The following is a 17,040-nucleotide window of genomic DNA, read 5'->3' as shown; positions in this document are numbered from 1 at the left end:
TCATTGAGGGGAAAGATACCTTCTTATTATGAATTAATTAAAAAGCCTCGATAATCGGCATAAATTTGTCAACGGCCAAAGAAGCGCCACCGATCAAACCACCGTCTACGTTCGGTTTAGCGAACAATTCCTTAGCGTTACCGGCGTTACAGCTACCACCGTAAAGGATCGTGCAGTTATCAGCTACCTCATTGCCATATTTAGCGGCCAAAGTAGTGCGGATGTGAGCATGGATCTCCTCAGCTTGCTCAGCGGAAGCAGTCTTACCTGTACCGATAGCCCATACCGGCTCGTAAGCCAAGACGATCTTGCCGAAATCCTCAGCGGAAAGATCGAACAAAGAACCAGCGATCTGAGCGTCTACTACCTCGAAGTGCTTGCCAGCTTCTCTCTCCTCCAAAACCTCACCGATACAGAAGATCGGAGTCAAACCGTTAGCCAAAGCCAACTCAACCTTCGTCTTCAAGATCTCCGGAGTCTCATGATAATAAGCACGTCTCTCAGAGTGGCCTAAGATCACATATTTCGCGCCAGTAGAAGCTACCATAGCGGCAGAAACCTCACCTGTATAAGCACCTTTTTCCTTGTCAGCGCAGTTCTCAGCTGCAACACCGATCTTGTTTGTATCGATAGCGGCAGCAACGCTTGCCAAGTGAGTGAACGGAGTACCGATGATCACATCGCAATTCGGAGTCTTACCCTTCAAAGCCTCGTCCAAACCTTTAGCCAAAGCAAGACCTTCAGCAAGAGTAGTGTTCATTTTCCAGTTTCCTGCAACAATATTCTTTCTCATAACTTAATAATTTAAATATGTAATACAAATAAATCTCTATTCAGATTCTTTTCCTTTCCGGCGACGGCGATTGCGCAAGGCATCGTATCCCCAAACCAGCAACAAAGGTACGGTAAAACTTAATAGGTTGGTTATTAGCCGGGCATCTTCTTTCGCTTTCCAGTCGGTATTTCCTTCCAGATAGCCGTTTACGATCGTTTTCAGGTCTTCTTCCTGTGGGATATCGTTGTAATGCCACTTCATCAAGATCGTACCTTTCTTCAGCAAGACCAATCCCGGATTGGAGCGGATGATCGTTTTCAAAAGGACATCATCGGCCATAAGAAACGGATACTCGGCACCGGTATTATCGCTCCATGTAGCGATAGCATCAGCGGAAGAACCCGTCACGCAATAGAAGCCCAAGCCGTTCTCCAAGGCGTAATCGTATACGTTATTAATCTCGTCGATACGCTCATCATCCGCATTCTCCAGACGGGGAGCGATCAAAAGGAAAAGACCTTTCGGGTCGTTCAGCAACTCATCAGTCACGTCTGCGTCATTCTCATTATAGATATGAAATGTGGTAACGGGGGGAACGTATCCTTGTTTGATCAGCTTGGTCTTTGAATCCACGAAAGTCCACGTGCTATCATCGGCCGGGGCGTTCTCCAAAGAAAATTCTTTCTGTACGCCATCCTTCTCGTAAATAAAAGAATACGCATATTCATCCTCGGGCGCACCTTCCGGTATCGACATCAAGGCAGGGATATTCGCACCCAACTTATAGGGACGAAAATCCAAGATCGGCAAATGATTATAATTCCGGTAAGCGAAACCGATAGCGAAGACATATGCCCACAAGGCCACGAACCAGTAGACATGGTAGGTATAGCCTTGTAAAAGCCGCTGATTATGGATGAACACGTAAATAGCGGCGGCCAAAAGTACGACATTCTTATAGAAGGTCTGCCAATTACTGATCACCAAGGCATCCCCGAAGCAACCGCAATCCGATACGGGATTGAAGATCGCCAGATACAGCGTCAGCGGCGTCATGAAAGACATCATCAGCAAGGTCAAGAAGGTCGTATACCGCCGGTACACCCCCAATAGCATACAGACACCCAGCATGAATTCCAGAGCGGACAAATTAAAGGAGATCAATACCGTAAAGGGTTGCAGCTTATCCAGCCCAAAGGAAGTCAGATAGTCGCCAATCTTAATGGCGCCTCCCATGGGATCGACAGCCTTCACCGTTCCGGAGAAGATAAAGACAACTCCCAATAACAGGCGGCAGACCTCCGCGATCACTTTCTTTACGGTTTCCTTATATTCCATGTAGCTCACTCCTCGCCAAACTCCAGCTTAATCAAGCCGAAGAGGGCATAATTGATCATATCCATGTAGTTAGCGTCCACTCCCTCGGAGACGAGTGTCTTGCCTCCATGACTCTCGATTTGCTTGGTCCGATAAATCTTCATCAAAATAAGATCCGTGTACGAGCTGATACGCATACTGCGCCACGCCTCATCATAGTCGTGATTCTTGGCGTACATCAGTTCCTTCGTCTCAGTGATGTATTTATCGTATAATTCCAAGGCTTTATCTATCGTGATATCGGTCGTATCCGCGAATCCCAACGCCAACTGGATCAAACCGATCACGCCATAATTAACGATGGCGATAAACTCCGGACGGATTCCCTCGTCCACCATGCTCGTCCCCTTAATCTCCAAGCTACGGATACGGTTCGCCTTGATAAATATCTGATCGGTAACCGACTGGGGGCGCATGATCCTCCACGACGGCCCGTAATCTTTCAACTTCTTCTCGAACAACTCCCGGCACAGGGAGATCACTTGCTCGAATTGTTCCTTTGTATTTGGCATACTATCCTAGATTATACCCGCGAATATAGGAAAAAAGACGTAGATGTTCTCGAAAATTCAAGACAACAAAAGCTAATAAGATAAATGAAAAGAGGTTACAACGAAAAGGAGCCACTTTATAAGCGGCTCCTTTTCGTTTTCTTACATCTTATATATCGTTATGAACAGCGTAATGAGCGTCCTAAGCGCAACACGGTAGTCTTTGTGATACCGTTCAATTCGCAAAGTTTACTAACGGAAGTACCGTATCTTTTAGCGATAGCGCCAAGCGTATCACCGGATTTAATACGATGATAAACCGGAGTAGCCTCCACATCATTCATTGTATTCGTATTTTCTCCTAAAGAAGCGGTAGCGGAAGAACTTGCCTGTACCGTGATTTTCTTAGAAGATCCGGAAGCGGTCGATTTCTTTTGAGTTTGAGCTTTTGGAGTCGCTTTAGCCGCGGTTTCCACACCGGCACTACAACGAATGGACTGGCCGATACGCAGCATGGAAGTACCTTTCAATCCATTTAAGCGGCAAAGCTCATTCACTGTTGTACCATACATACGAGCGATCTTGCCTAATGTGTCACCGGATTTCACACGGTGATAAACCATTTGCTCATTTGAGGATGTATAAATATTACTCTTGCGTCCATTGATCTTTACATTGTGGAATACATATTGATCTTGGTAAGGCACACAACTCTCGAAATCAATAATATCGGCAGGATTAAGAGCCTGACCTAAGAAACGAGTCTCGAAATGCAAGTGAGAACCGGTAGAACGTCCTGTATTCCCCCCCAAGGCGATCGGGTCTCCCGCATGAACGATATCATTTACACCAACCAAAAATTTAGATAAATGGCCATATACAGTCTCCAAACCATTCGGATGACGAACCACTAAATAATAGCCATACCCTCTGCGCTCGAAATTCTTAATACGTACCTTACCATCGAAAGCCGCACGGATTGTATCACCGATCTGTACCTTTAAATCAACCCCTTTATGCATCCGACGCCGGCGAGGGCCATACTTAGAGGTAACCCGGATCATCGTATCGATCGGCAAAACAAACGCCGAACAATCAATCACGCAAGAATCCGGCATATCTACCTTTTTACCCCGGAAAGGATTCACCCATTCATTTGTCCATTCGCCATATAATTCATCGGCAGGGAACATCAAGTTCTCTCTCGCCTCCAACTCCGCTTTCTCATTAATCTCCGCAAGCTCCTTCAAAGCCATATCTTTCTTAAAGCCAACACGGTCGGCCATTAACTCAGATACACGCTTGTCCATAAGTTTGTGGGTTGGATGATTGGGAGTCTCCGGAGTTTCCGGTTTCACCGGGTTCTCCGCATTTGCAGTCGATACCATCACAGCGGCACAACAAATGAATAGAAATGTCTTTATACTCATTTTTTGATAACTTTCATTCTTATAATTCAGGATAAAACGGCAATACCCGGCATCTCTGCCTGATTGTCAACTTGTCAAAGTTCGGAAATTTGAATAAGCCGACAAAATTGATTAACGAAAAATTTCTGCAATGACTTTGAACAAAAGCAAAACAAGCGAATAAACAAGCTAAATATCAAAGGCTTACAGGACAATATGTTTCACAACATATTAGCTAATCATTCCCCAATTTATCTTCCTTGTGAACAGAGTTTTGAGCCTTTCGCTCAATATCCGGTGCTGTTCGGACAATAATTCGGGGTCTTCGTCAAGAACTCCTTGAGCGATATCCCGCGCATACTGAAGTATTTGTCCATCGGCCGCCAAGTCCGCTATTTTAAGGTCTATCCCCTCGCCACTTTGCCGGGTACCTTCCAAATCTCCATGTCCCCGGAGACGGAGATCCGCCTCAGCGATCTCAAAGCCATTCGTACTGTTCACCATAATCTCCAGTCGCTTACGAGTGTCATTACTTAATTTATAGGAAGAGACCAAGATACAATAAGATTGTTCAGCACCACGTCCTACCCGGCCACGAAGCTGATGAAGTTGAGAGAGGCCGAAACGTTCAGCACTCTCGATCACCATGACGGATGCGTTCGGCACGTTCACGCCAACCTCTATAACCGTAGTAGCCATCAAGATTTGCGCCTCGCCGGAGATAAACTTCTGCATCTCGGTATCCTTATCCGCCGCTTTCATACGGCCATGTACCATACATACCTTATATTCTGGGAAGACCTCCTTGAACGTCTCAAAACCAGCCTCCAAGTCTTTATAATCCAGTTTCTCATTTCCTTCAATCAAGGGATATACCACATAAACCTGACGCCCCTTTTGTATCTCTTTCCGAAGGAACTCATAAAGTTGCGCCTTTTTATTATCATAGCGATGAAGCGTCTGTATCGGTTTACGTCCCGGAGGTAACTCATCAATCACCGATACATCCAGATCCCCATACAAAGTCATCGCCAAAGTACGGGGAATCGGGGTAGCCGTCATCACCAACACATGCGGCACGATCGCATTCTTCGTCCAAAGGCGTGAGCGTTGCTCCACACCAAAACGGTGCTGCTCATCGATAATCGCTAATCCCAACGAAGAGAAAACCACTGTCTCCTCAATCAACGCATGCGTCCCGATCACGATCTGGATCTCACCGCTGGCAATAGCCGGTAATATCTTATCCCGCTCTTTCTTCTTGGTAGATCCGGTCAAAAGAGCGACCTTCACGTCCATATCTTTCAGGAATCCCATGATCGTCGCATAATGCTGGGTTGCCAATATCTCGGTAGGAGCCATCATACAAGCTTGGCAATGATTATCTATCGCCAATAGCATAGACAATAAGCCTACCAAAGTTTTGCCACTCCCCACATCACCTTGCAGCAGGCGATTCATCTGCCGCCCGCTACCCATATCGATCCGGATCTCACGAACTACCCGTTTCTGGGCGTTCGTCAACTCAAAAGGAAGATACTCTTTATAGAACGTATTGAAATAATGGCCGACCGTAGGGAAAACGATCCCTTTTAGCTTCAGTTTCCGAACGCTAGCGGTACGTAATATATTTAATTGTATGAAGAAAAGCTCGTCAAACTTCAAACGTAACTGGGCGTCACGCAACTTAGCGGCAGATTCCGGGAAATGGATATTCCGCATCGCCTCTGTCATAGACATCATATGGATCCGTTTCAATACGTCGGGGGAAAGCGTCTCCGGAAGTTCCCAGTTCAGCCAGCTTAACAACGTATATTGCAGGTTCTGGATCGCCCGGGAATTCAGAAACGACTTTTTCATCTTCTCCGAGGTATTGTAGAACGGGGTCAAGCCTCTCGCCACTTGATCCGCTTGGTCCAATAAATCAATATCCGGATGCGGTATGTTATAGGTATGCCCAAACTCCGTAGGCTTTCCGAAAACTATATACTCGGTATTGGGACGATACTTATCTGTCACATAATTCAAACCCTTGAACCAGACCAAATCGATCGTGCCCGTACCATCCGAGAACTTACCGACCAGCCGTTTACTCCGTCCCTCGCCTAGCGTATCGAAATAGAGAATCTGGCCTTTCAACTGGATATAAGGCATATTCCCACTGATCTCAGCTACTTTATAAAACCGGCTGCGATCTATATATTTATAAGGAAAATAAAAGAGCAAGTCCTCATACGACGATATCCCCGCTTCCTTTTGCAGGATATCCGCCTTCTTGGGTCCTACTCCCGGCAAGTACGTAATCGATCGCTTATCAAGGTCCAGCATAACATCTATGAGTTTTTAGGGTTTACCGGGCAAACATCGCTTCCGCTATTAACAAATCAAAGGGCGTGGTAATCTTGATATTCTCACGATCACCGGGAACCGTATCAATCGCATGCCCCATCGCCTCCACCACGGAAGCGTCGTCCGTAAATAAAGACGAATAAGGTTGCTCATAGGCTTTTGTCAATAATTCCAAATGGAAGACTTGCGGGGTTTGTACAGCCATATAGCGGGAACGGTCCACCGGATGGCTCCCTTTTTCATCTGTCTCACGCAGGGAATCAATCATCGGAACAACCGGGATAACGGCTCCCGTGACAGCCGCTTTATCAAAGCAGGCCTCAACAACCTCCGGAGAGACGAAAGGACGAACGCCATCGTGCACAGCGACCAAACTCAGACCGCTATCCTCCTCCCCCTTCCGACGCCTCTCCGCCAAAAGCCAATCCAACCCATTCTTAACCGAGAAGAAGCGAGCATCTCCCCCTTTCACGATCGCATGCGGGACCTTGCAGCCGATTTCCTTGCAAAGCATATTCCAATACGGCTGATGATCCTCCGGAAGCACAAGGATTATACGTGCGGAAGCATCCCAACGATGAAAAGCCTCTAACGTATGCATCAAAAGAGGTTTCCCCCGCATAGGAATAAACTGCTTCGGCAGATCTCCACCCATACGAAGCCCTTTCCCCCCGGCAACGATCAAGACGTACTTATCCATCAATCCAATTCCTCCAAAACTTTTTTAACTTCCTCATCCACTTTATACAGCTTCTCCTTGCAGAGCTTGATCAGACGGGTAGCTTCTTTTACCTTCTCGGACAGGATATCGACATCCAAGTCTCCATTCTCGATCTCAGCCACGATCTTACGAAGTTTCTCGATCGCCTCGTTATATGTTTCTTCTTTCTTCGCCATATTAATTATGTATTTATCGGACGGTTATAAAACCACCCTCTATGGTTTGATAATACTTTTTATTTCACCATCGATGAAGCGAGTCGTCAGTTCTTCGCCGGCTCGCAAATCAGAGGCATGTTTGATAATCTTGCCATCTTTCAAGGCTAAGCTATATCCCCTCTTCAATATATAATCAGGAGAAGCCATCTTGATAAACTGCTCCGTAAGCTGGATAAAACGCCCACTCTCGGAAAGTTTAGAGGTAATACCGTTCCGCAAGCGAAGTTCCGTATTCTCAAGCACCGACTGGCGGCGTGATAACAAACCCGATGCCATCGCAGGTAAACGGCTCGCTATCGTTTGCAGTCCCGAACGATTCCGCTCGATCCGGCTTGTCACGATAGAAGGGAAACGGGTCGCTACCAATTGTAAATAGTTTTTCTGTCGGGATAGAATATCCATAGCCAATAAACTCACGTCTTGACGCAAACTCTCCAACTCCTCACCAACGCTATCCATTCGGGAAATAAGGAACTCGGCGACAGCGGTCGGTGTCTTCATCCGGGTATGCGCTACCAAATCTACAACCGTATCATCCCGTTCGTGCCCGATACCCGTGATAATCGGTAAAGGGAATTGAGCGCAATTCGCCGCCAACAGATAAGAATCGAAGCTATTCAAGTCCGAGGTAGCCCCACCTCCGCGGATAATCACGACCACATCAAAAAGATCTTGATGTTGATAAATCCGGTCTAAAGCCGCTATTACAGAAGCCTCCGTCCGTTCTCCCTGCATCAAGGCGGGGAATAATTTGGTATAGAACGGATACCCCCCTTTATTCCGTGTCAACTGATTCATAAAATCCTCGTAGCCGGCAGCCGTCGGAGAAGTAATGATAGCGATTCTCCTAGGAAGTAGCGGAAAAGGCAATTCCTTATTCAGTGTAAAGACCCCTTCCTCCTGCAATTGGCGGATAATCTCCATACGCTTACGCACCATATCACCTAACGTATAAGCCGGATCTATATCAAGCACCGTAAGACTCAATCCATACAACTCGTGGAACTCAACAGACACCTTCACCAACACTTTCAAGCCGGAAGCGAACATCTGACCGGTCTCCATCTCGAAATAAGGTTTCAACATACGAAACGTCTTCGCCCAGATAGACCCTCGTACCTTGGCCACCAATTGCCCGGTCTGCACATTCTTCTCCACAAACTCCAGATAACAATGTCCGGAAGAAGTATTCACCCGCACATCGCTCATCTCCGCACGCACCCAGCAAGTCTCCGGGAAAGCCCTCGACAACGCACCCCGTATGCGGGTATTCAGCTCTAACAAAGATAGAGCCTCTTTCTCACCCGATAAGTTATTTAGATTCGGCCGCATATTTACGCTCTTGTTTATAAGCTTTGTACACATCCGGGATGCCATATCCCAACTCAGCGTCCGGTTGCTCAAACTTACTGCCGAAACGCTGCAAAAGAGAGATTATATCCTTATTCGTCAGACTGGGAAACGCTTGCCATAGACAAACACCCAACCCCGCTAAGATCGGCGTAGCGAAAGAGGTACCGTTCGCGTAACGGATATTCCCCGTAGGATCTATCACGCAACAGCCCGTACCCAAGGCAACCACATCCGGCTTCACCCGGTAATCCGCCGTAAAGCCAACAGAACTGAAATTACTTTTCTTCTTACGATCCGTGATAGCGCCCACTGTCAATATATCCGGGGCATCCGCAGGAAAGGTTATCTTTCCCCAGCTACCGCCCCCCTCGTTGCCGGCGCTACTAAACAACAAGATCCCTTTTGATGAAGCCATCTTAGCGGCACGACTGATCAAGGAAGTCCTCCCGTCCAATTGATCTTGATGATAGTTCAGGGCCTCTACATCAAAAGAGAAATACCCCAACGAAGAAGAGACCACATCCACTCCCACGCTATCGGCAAATTCCATAGCTGCCGTCCAATAATCCTCCTCGATGGGAAACTCCGAACGGCTATCCTCGCTCTTTATCAGCCAATATTCGGCTTGGGGAGCCGTACCGACCATCAAGCCCGGCGCATCAGCGGCCAAGCAAGATAAGACCTTCGTCCCATGATCATCCCCGATGAAAACGCTTCGGCCGGGGAAAACCACGTTATGCGTTCCTAATAACCGCAAGGAATCAAATACGCTGATCCGATCCACGTTCATGAAACCGGCATCGACCACGGCCACACGCATACCCTTACCCTTAAAGCCCGCCTCATGCAATTTGATACCGTTCAGCATCTTGATCTGCTCCTCGGCATAACCGTAAGGCGATTTCTCCGGTTTATCTATTGGCATAAACCGTGTCGTATCATTCTCCTCCCTAGGAATATCGATTTCCTCGTCACCTTTCCAGACCCATTTCACGGAATCCACGATCGGGAGGCGCAAGAGACGCTCAGCGACCAAGCTATCCGGACTGGACACCACGACCGTAGAGAACCATTTACTCTCCAGCACCGGTTTTCCTCCATTGGCGGACAAGGTATCCAGATAAGCTTGAGCGATCGGCAAATCCGATTCCGACACCGATATACCTTGCCGGTTCCGTCGCTCGACAGACTCCTTGGAAAGATATTCCTCCGGGTTATCCAGCGTATAACCGGAATCCCCTTTATCTTTCAAATACACCCGAAAACGAAAACTTTCCCCCGCATGTACTCCCAAAGAAAACAAACTGAATACGAAAACGAATATTCCTATATATTTACTCATAGAACCTCACACAATTACGAATTACAAAGATAGATGATACCGCCGAATAAACAAAAAAGCCCGGCACTGGAATAGGCCGGGCTCATGTATAATTCTTCGTCTTATTCATTGATATTACAGATAGGGATCTCACGTTTAACACTTTGGCGTAAAGAAATCAAGGTCTCTGTAGCCGTAACACCCGGTATCTCTTGAATCTTGGAGTTCAAAAGTTCCATCAAGTGCTCGTTATCACGGGCATACAGCTTGATCAGCATCGTATACGGACCCGTAGTGAAATGGCATTCTACCACTTCGGGTATTTTCTCGAATTCCGGGACAACATCCTTGTACATAGATCCACGCTCCAATTTCACGCCGATATAGGTACATGTATTATACCCCAATATTTTAGGATTGATGTGATACCCTGAGCCAACGATCACATTCATATCAATCATGCGTTGAACCCGTTGATGAATAGCTGCACGAGATACACCGCACTCCTCGGCAACATCTTTAAAAGGAATCCTAGCATTCTTTGAAATAATGTTCAATATCTGCCGGTCCAGTTTGTCTATCTTCTCCATTTTAAATTCGCTTTATTATATGCATTCAGATTTAATGTATCAAAAGTATATAATAAATTTGAATCATATATCATTCTGAAAGAAAAAAGTAATCAATAAATAATAAAAGCGGGCAAAAAATGCTTTTTAGCATAATTTGCCCGCCTATTATCTTACAAACGTTCCGTTTCTATTTCTTCGCTACTTATTCTTTTACGATGTCAAGCAACTCAACCTCGAACTTCAGTACGCTGTTCGGTTTGATATCTTGTCCTGCGCCACGTTCGCCATAAGCCAACTCAGCCGGGATCCAGAAGATATATTTAGAACCGACCGGCATGATCTGCAAGCCCTCAGTCCAGCCCTTGATTACTTGGCCAACACCGAACTCAGCCGGCTCACCACGATCCACGGAGCTATCAAACTTAGTACCGTCCAATAGAGTTCCGGTATAATGAACTTTTACCTTATCGGTAGCGGTCGGCTTCGCGCCTGTACCTTCTTTCTCTACCTTATATTGCAAGCCGCTCTCAGTCGTGATAACGCCTTCTTTTGTCTTATTCTCCGCCAAGAACTTATCGCCCTCTTCTTTTGTCTTCTTAGCCTCGCGAGCCTGAGCCTCTACGAAGTAAGTCTGCAAATATTGTTGAGCCTGTTGCGGATTCATCTTCATCGCGGAAGAATCCCCTTTGATAGCTTGGATAAAACCAGCGATCAAATCATCTACGTTAGCCTCGCCACCCGGCAAAGTCTTTAAGTTTTCCTTATAACCGGCACCTGTGCTGATACCAATAGCGTAGCTTGCGCTATCGATAGAAGTCTTCAAGCTCGCGCTTTTGTGAGAATCACCGCAAGAGGTGAAAGATGCGCCCATTGCTACAATCACTGTAGCGACTAATACACTTAACTTTTTCATTTTTCTTTAACTCTTATATATTATTTTTCGATATCTAATAACTCAACGTCGAAGATCAACGTACTATTCGGCTCGATAGCCTCACCTGCCCCACGCTCGCCATAAGCAAGGTTAGACGGGATAAACAATCTCCATTTAGAACCGACCGGCATCAACTGCAAAGCCTCTACCCATCCCGGGATTACCTGTGAAACACCGAATACGGCAGGCTCGCCTCTCTGTACGGAGCTATCAAACACCTGACCGTTGATCAACGTTCCGTGATAGTGGCATTTCACTTTATCGTTCGCCGTAGGTTTAGCGCCCGTACCATTCTTCAGTACCTCGTATTGCAAACCGCTAGGCAACTCTACCACACCCGCCTTATGCTTATTGATAGTAAGGAACTCCTCACCGGCTTTCTTATTGATCTCCAGTTTCTCTTGTTGAAGCTTCATGAAGTAATCATTGATCACCTGTTTTGCCTCATCATAACTAAGAGCAGGTTTTGCCTCTGTTAAGACGTCATTCAATCCCTGTACAAAATCTTCCACTTGAAGATCCTTGATGCCTGAGTTCTGGAAATTATTTCCGATACTTAAGCCAAGCGCATAACTTACTTTATCCATTCTTTTTTCTTGTTCAACTAATTATAAGCCACAAAAGTAATGCTTTTAATCGTATAACAGCATTTTGTAAGAACTTTTTATTTCATTCAAAGCTTTTTACGAAATAAAGTCGTAACTTCGTAACTATTAATATATACATCTATACATTAAACAAGTAACAGATGAAAAAGTTAGTCATACTTACCGGAGCGGGAATGAGCGCGGAAAGCGGCATCTCCACTTTCCGTGACTCGGACGGGTTATGGGAGAAATACCGGGTGGAAGATGTCGCCACGCCGGAAGGCTTCGCCGCCAACCCTAAATTGGTTCTCGACTTCTACAACCAGCGCAGAAGAGAGTTATTGAATACGAAACCTAACGCCGGTCACCTCGGGCTAGCCGCCTTGGAGAAAGATTTCGACGTACGGATCATTACCCAGAATATCGATAACTTACATGAACGCGCGGGTAGCAGCCACGTGATCCATCTGCATGGAGAGTTGATGAAGGCATGCTCCGTAAGGGATCTGGACACGACCTACGATCTATCGCCGGAGAACCCGGATATTCATCTGGGTGACAAGGACCCTCACGGAAATCAGCTACGTCCTTTCGTCGTATGGTTTGGAGAGGCGGTACCCATGATAGAGCCTTCCATCAAGCTGGTGGAAGATTGTGATATCTTCGTGATTATCGGCACCTCCTTAAACGTCTATCCTGCCGCCGGTTTGCTGAACTACGTGCGTCGGGGCCAGCCGATCTATTTGATCGACCCGAAAGATGTACGTACTTATCGCGACGATATCGAGCATATACAGGCCGGGGCCTCGGAAGGGGTCAAGAGGCTGACGGAGTTACTTACGCGGAATTAAACAATTCATACACTCATTAGGTCTGACGAAGGCAAGTATAAACACGAAGTCCTTGGCATGCGAACACATTGCCAAGGACTTGTTTTTTTATCCGCTTCCATCCTCACGGAAGTACTTACGGATGAACTTTAATTTATTACTTTAGTATTAATATTAATCCAATTCCCGCCTGTTCATCCGTCACGGATTACTTGGATCGATACCCGCACGGGAATTGTATGATTATCTTATTTCGTTTATTTCTTATTTCACGATTGCCTTTACAGCTTCCTCGCCGTCAACAGCTACCGCTACGATACCGGCAGGTACAGCGATTGTAGCGTTATCGGAGGTAAGAACAGTCTCAGCGACAACCTTACCTAAGATATTCGTGATAACGATAGACTTACCGGCTGCGCCTTGAACGGTTACAGTACCGTTGCCGGCTACGATAGATACGCCTTCAGCGTTAGCGCCTTCGATAGATGTTACCATATCCTCAGCGTCAGTCTTCTGGTATGCGTTGAAGATCAAGGCACCGTCAGAACCAGTCTTAGCTGCATCAAACTTAGAATCACCACGAGTCAATACCAAGCAACCATTCTGCATCTTCAACCATGCGGCGTAAGAAGGAGCGATGGAGCCGGCTACAGCCTCATTGTAACCCTTAGTAGCTTTACCACCCAAAGAGATATAACCCTTGCTCTTATCCTTGCTGTCTACCAACACATCATCAAGAGTTGAAGTAGCACCCTCATTGTAGATGTTAGATTCGAACAAGAACTCATTAGCCTCACCTTCCTCAGCCGTTACGCCAGCCACATTAGACGGAGTTACATAACGGAATGACCATGTTACGTTCTTATGGTTGTCACCTTGCAAGTTCACGATATACTTCGTGTTGATCTTAGCTTTCGTGTATGCATCGATGATATCAGCTACGTCCAACTTAGCCGGATCCATATCCTTGAACTCATTTACCAAGATAAACAAGCTGTCGCCTGCGTGAATAGCCTTCACGAAACCTACGCGAGTGTAACCGCCATCAATATCCATATACGGAGTCTCCAATTCGTGATCCTTGATCATAGCGGAATCGCCAAAGCTTACCAAATACTTACCATAATGGAAACCAGCATGGGCCTTAGTAGCGTGAGAACACTCAGCGGCACTAACTTGATGACCCGCATTATCAAAGTGATTGTGTTCGTATGTACAAGGAACACCCGGAGTACCGGCTTGGTCGTTACGAGCCACAGAAACCAAATATTGAGGTTTGATGTTACCCAAGCCACGATTTACCCAAACAGAGTCGATGATGAATGCCAATTTGCCATTAGCCTTTTCCTTGTTCCAGATACCGGCGTAATCAACATCCTTATCCAGTAAGTTCTTGTTCCATTCATCCATCAAGTACTCACCACGAGTCTTCTCTACAAAGTACAAGCTATCAGCGGTTTCGTTCTCACCTAACACAGTGTTGTTAAAACGGCGGTATAATGGAGAGTCATCGATCTCTACAGCGAATGCAGAAGTACGGATTTCTTGATAACCATTGAACTTGTCATTCAAATTACCTTGTGTTAGATCCAAGGTGTTATCATCAACAGAGACTTTAATTTTAGCATATCCATTAGACTCATTTGTATAATCTTCCGCTGTAGGATCCTCATTCAGAACAAACTTACCGTTTTCCTTAGTGAAGAGATATACATCCTCCTTACTATTATCCGCAACAACAACATTACCATCTTTATCATTTACTATATATGAATAATATGTAGTTCCTTTATCATCTTCATAAGATAAATAGTTCCATTTTACAGAATAATAGTAGCCATCTCCTCCTTTATAATACAGATCCGAAGTCAGTTTAGTATCTGTCGTATAAGTCTTAAAGCTTGCCTCTACCAACGCATAATAATGCTTACCATCGATGCAGTTATTCTCTTTTAAGAAGAATGGGGTCGGATTTTTCTTCATCATGTATTTCTTTGCGGTACCGTCATAAGATAAGTAACGCTTCTCGCCATTAACAGCATTATATACATAATAAACATTTCTCACTAAAGTATCACCAACACCGTACGTATCATTCTCTACAACCAATTCCAAACGGAAGTTTGACTTACCGTCGTTCTCGTCTACACGTACGATAGAGTCCTTACCTGCAGGAGTATACAGATATTTATCTAATGCCAAACCATGCAAGTAATTAAAGGTATAAGTCTGAACTTTAGCCTCATCAGCGGATACATATTTGTAACCTAACTTCTTGTCGGCAACCAATTCATCCGCAACTTTCTTGAAAGACAAGGTATCAGTTCCATATCCGTAGAAACAGAATACATCATCACTACCTTCCACCTTAAAGAACTGAAGAGGAGAAGTAGTCTTTAATCTATCATTGAACTCACGGTTCGTGATATTTACTGTAGCCGTATTGGAAGTACCGTTCTTCTCAACTACCCATTGAGCGGCAGGTATATGATTGAAATCTTGTCTCTTAGCTTGATATGTCCAACCGAAACTTCCGGCTAAGTTCGCCAAAGCGTAAGTGCCATTTTTCTCCGGTTGGTTTCCACCTGTAGATTTATACTGGATCGTATAGACACCATTAGGAATGGTTGTCAATGTCAAGCCTGTGAACTTCGTTCCGATCGTAACCTTTACGTTCTGATCGCCCAGAACAGGATATAATTTATTGCCACTACCATCAGTGCCCTTACGAGTACCAACACCGTCCTCATCTTTCGCAACATTGACAGTCAATACATTCATACCGTTCAATTGAGACATGTAGATGTACTCGTCTTTAACTATTTCCAGTGGCTCTGACGTACCACTCCGAGTCCACGTAGAGTTGTTGTTCTCTTTCAAGAATGCTTTCCATTGATCGTCATTCTTATCACCTTTCTTATATTCATGAGCTACCTCCGCTACTTGAACATACAATTCTTCCTTCGCAGCATTATAAGAAAACTTAAACTTGTATGAGCCGTCCAGACGTTTAGCCTTATCTGCATACTCCATATGGTCATAAGTATATTTCAAAAGCTTGTCGGATTCCGTACCGCCATAGTAAGCCGTATCAACAACTACATAAGCATCTTTCCCATCAAATTTTTGATCTTTAGCCTGTAAATAAACATAACCACTACCAGCATTCTGAGCGTTCAAAGCCGTAGCTGTCATTAAATTGCTTTGCCCTTTCGTAACTTCCGGATCCATGTTCAATCCAAAGAACAACTCAGCAGGTTTGTCCGTCTCTACTGATTGCAATAATGTATTCAAGTCATCAGCACCTAAAGGCATTGGAGTCTCACTAGGTTTCTCGCTCTTTAACGCAACTACCGTACCCAATTTATCCAAAGTCTTAGCCTTGACCAGATAATAACCAATCGCAGGATCATTAGCAATAGCCAAGATATAATCTCCGTTGTAAGAAACGATAGTATTTACATTATTTACCGTTTCACTCACCCATTCTGTAGCGGAGCCACCACCTAACGTAAGAGCGATCTTCTTTGAATTCTTCGTATCCTCCAAGCTGTAAGCCGTAGCAGGATCGACAGCCAAAGTCAAGCTTGTAGCCTTATTCACGAATGAATAAAGGTCTTTGCCTAAAGAGGTTTTCTTAGCGGAAACAGTCCAAGTAGCCTTGTTCAAGGAAGAAAGATTCGTTGAAACATTCGCCGAATTGTTCAATTTGCCGAATTGTTCTCCTGTCTCAACAGTCAAGTATTTACTACTTTCTGTTCCCAACAAGATTACGTCGCCTTTCTTCGCATCAACCTGCGCACCTGCGGAAAATGCAGTCGCAAGCATGGCACTAGCCAGAAACGTTGTAAACTTTTTGTTCATAAATCGAAAATTTAATATTAATAATAGTGTTAATTAAATACCGTTCAACACTTTAAATCATCGACCACTACTCGAAAACGACTAGTCTAAACGATCGTCTAAATCTTGCGTTTTTTTAGTGTCGAAACGGGAGGTTTGTTGAAAGAATCGGTTGTTTCGTAGAGGATAACCTATCCTATTGATAAGAAAGAGAATAAGTGATAAAAAAATAGCTCGGAAGGGTTGCAAGTATCGAAGAA

Annotated in this window: 14 protein-coding genes; 1 reads left to right on the top strand and 13 read right to left on the bottom strand. The window is 45.2% G+C overall.

Going from position 1 to position 17,040, the window contains the following annotated elements:
- Nucleotides 1–37: 37 nt before the first annotated feature.
- The 12 genes from tpiA to D7V92_RS19750 form a co-directional block, all read right to left on the bottom strand.
- Nucleotides 38–793 carry a triose-phosphate isomerase gene (tpiA, locus tag D7V92_RS19805; RefSeq protein WP_121773606.1) on the bottom strand — a complete coding sequence of 252 codons (756 nt, stop codon included), beginning with the start codon at nt 791–793 and terminating at the stop codon, nt 38–40.
- A 36-nt stretch (nt 794–829) separates the two neighbouring features.
- Complete coding sequence (locus D7V92_RS19800) at nt 830–2,113, bottom strand: BT_3928 family protein (RefSeq protein ID WP_036611642.1); 1,284 nt, start codon at nt 2,111–2,113, stop codon at nt 830–832.
- 5 nt (nt 2,114–2,118) lie between these two features.
- Nucleotides 2,119–2,664: a DUF1599 domain-containing protein gene (locus tag D7V92_RS19795; RefSeq protein WP_121773605.1), complete on the bottom strand. Its 546-nt coding sequence runs from the start codon at nt 2,662–2,664 to the stop codon at nt 2,119–2,121.
- 158 nt (nt 2,665–2,822) lie between these two features.
- The gene (locus tag D7V92_RS19790) at nt 2,823–4,073 is read right to left on the bottom strand and encodes a M23 family metallopeptidase (protein ID WP_034532138.1); all 1,251 of its coding nucleotides are present in this window, start codon (nt 4,071–4,073) and stop codon (nt 2,823–2,825) included.
- A gap of 210 nt (nt 4,074–4,283) precedes the next feature.
- Nucleotides 4,284–6,380 carry an ATP-dependent DNA helicase RecG gene (gene recG / locus D7V92_RS19785; protein ID WP_121773604.1) on the bottom strand — a complete coding sequence of 699 codons (2,097 nt, stop codon included), beginning with the start codon at nt 6,378–6,380 and terminating at the stop codon, nt 4,284–4,286.
- 22 nt (nt 6,381–6,402) lie between these two features.
- Entirely contained in the window at nt 6,403–7,101 is a 699-nt protein-coding gene (locus tag D7V92_RS19780; protein ID WP_121773603.1) for a 2-C-methyl-D-erythritol 4-phosphate cytidylyltransferase, read from the bottom strand.
- Nucleotides 7,101–7,298, bottom strand: a complete 198-nt coding sequence (gene xseB, locus D7V92_RS19775) for an exodeoxyribonuclease VII small subunit (RefSeq protein WP_005860969.1) — start codon at nt 7,296–7,298, stop codon at nt 7,101–7,103. Before xseB ends, D7V92_RS19780 begins: the two co-directional genes overlap by 1 nt.
- Nucleotides 7,299–7,337: 39 nt before the next feature.
- A complete protein-coding gene (xseA, locus tag D7V92_RS19770) occupies nt 7,338–8,672 on the bottom strand; it encodes an exodeoxyribonuclease VII large subunit (RefSeq protein ID WP_005866561.1) in 1,335 nt (444 codons plus the stop codon).
- Entirely contained in the window at nt 8,653–10,035 is a 1,383-nt protein-coding gene (locus D7V92_RS19765) for a S8 family serine peptidase (RefSeq protein ID WP_008773976.1), read from the bottom strand. The genes xseA and D7V92_RS19765 overlap by 20 nt, the downstream gene beginning before the upstream one ends.
- A gap of 101 nt (nt 10,036–10,136) precedes the next feature.
- On the bottom strand, nt 10,137–10,604 hold the full coding sequence (locus D7V92_RS19760) for an Lrp/AsnC family transcriptional regulator (protein WP_005860962.1): 468 nt from the start codon (nt 10,602–10,604) through the stop codon (nt 10,137–10,139).
- A 184-nt stretch (nt 10,605–10,788) separates the two neighbouring features.
- Entirely contained in the window at nt 10,789–11,499 is a 711-nt protein-coding gene (locus D7V92_RS19755) for an FKBP-type peptidyl-prolyl cis-trans isomerase (protein WP_005860960.1), read from the bottom strand.
- A gap of 20 nt (nt 11,500–11,519) precedes the next feature.
- Nucleotides 11,520–12,107 carry an FKBP-type peptidyl-prolyl cis-trans isomerase gene (locus tag D7V92_RS19750; RefSeq protein WP_005860958.1) on the bottom strand — a complete coding sequence of 196 codons (588 nt, stop codon included), beginning with the start codon at nt 12,105–12,107 and terminating at the stop codon, nt 11,520–11,522.
- Nucleotides 12,108–12,268: 161 nt separating this feature from the next.
- Between D7V92_RS19750 and D7V92_RS19745 the strand changes: the two genes are divergently transcribed.
- A complete protein-coding gene (locus tag D7V92_RS19745) occupies nt 12,269–12,958 on the top strand; it encodes an NAD-dependent deacylase (protein WP_044547087.1) in 690 nt (229 codons plus the stop codon).
- Nucleotides 12,959–13,201: 243 nt separating this feature from the next.
- Here D7V92_RS19745 and D7V92_RS19740 read toward each other — a convergent pair whose 3' ends face one another.
- Complete coding sequence (locus D7V92_RS19740; protein ID WP_121773602.1) at nt 13,202–16,801, bottom strand: DUF6383 domain-containing protein; 3,600 nt, start codon at nt 16,799–16,801, stop codon at nt 13,202–13,204.
- Between the last annotated feature and the right edge of the window lie 239 nt (nt 16,802–17,040).

This window comes from Parabacteroides sp. CH2-D42-20 (assembly GCF_003670185.1).
GTDB classification, from domain to species: Bacteria; Bacteroidota; Bacteroidia; order Bacteroidales; family Tannerellaceae; genus Parabacteroides; species Parabacteroides distasonis.
Note: the sequence above shows the minus strand (reverse complement) of the source record. Positions and strands in the feature narration are given on the sequence as shown.

Excerpts from the sequence above, each read along its gene's own strand:
- D7V92_RS19760 (WP_005860962.1), bottom strand. The coding sequence starts at position 10,604 with ATGGAGAAGATAGACAAACTGGACCGGCAGATATTGAACATTATTTCA.
- xseB (WP_005860969.1), bottom strand. The coding sequence starts at position 7,298 with ATGGCGAAGAAAGAAGAAACATATAACGAGGCGATCGAGAAACTTCGT.
- D7V92_RS19745 (WP_044547087.1), top strand. The coding sequence starts at position 12,269 with ATGAAAAAGTTAGTCATACTTACCGGAGCGGGAATGAGCGCGGAAAGC.
- D7V92_RS19765 (WP_008773976.1), bottom strand. The coding sequence starts at position 10,035 with ATGAGTAAATATATAGGAATATTCGTTTTCGTATTCAGTTTGTTTTCT.
- tpiA (WP_121773606.1), bottom strand. The coding sequence starts at position 793 with ATGAGAAAGAATATTGTTGCAGGAAACTGGAAAATGAACACTACTCTT.
- D7V92_RS19755 (WP_005860960.1), bottom strand. The coding sequence starts at position 11,499 with ATGAAAAAGTTAAGTGTATTAGTCGCTACAGTGATTGTAGCAATGGGC.
- D7V92_RS19790 (WP_034532138.1), bottom strand. The coding sequence starts at position 4,073 with ATGAGTATAAAGACATTTCTATTCATTTGTTGTGCCGCTGTGATGGTA.
- D7V92_RS19740 (WP_121773602.1), bottom strand. The coding sequence starts at position 16,801 with ATGAACAAAAAGTTTACAACGTTTCTGGCTAGTGCCATGCTTGCGACT.
- D7V92_RS19800 (WP_036611642.1), bottom strand. The coding sequence starts at position 2,113 with ATGGAATATAAGGAAACCGTAAAGAAAGTGATCGCGGAGGTCTGCCGC.
- xseA (WP_005866561.1), bottom strand. The coding sequence starts at position 8,672 with ATGCGGCCGAATCTAAATAACTTATCGGGTGAGAAAGAGGCTCTATCT.
- D7V92_RS19750 (WP_005860958.1), bottom strand. The coding sequence starts at position 12,107 with ATGGATAAAGTAAGTTATGCGCTTGGCTTAAGTATCGGAAATAATTTC.
- D7V92_RS19795 (WP_121773605.1), bottom strand. The coding sequence starts at position 2,664 with ATGCCAAATACAAAGGAACAATTCGAGCAAGTGATCTCCCTGTGCCGG.
- D7V92_RS19780 (WP_121773603.1), bottom strand. The coding sequence starts at position 7,101 with ATGGATAAGTACGTCTTGATCGTTGCCGGGGGGAAAGGGCTTCGTATG.
- recG (WP_121773604.1), bottom strand. The coding sequence starts at position 6,380 with ATGCTGGACCTTGATAAGCGATCGATTACGTACTTGCCGGGAGTAGGA.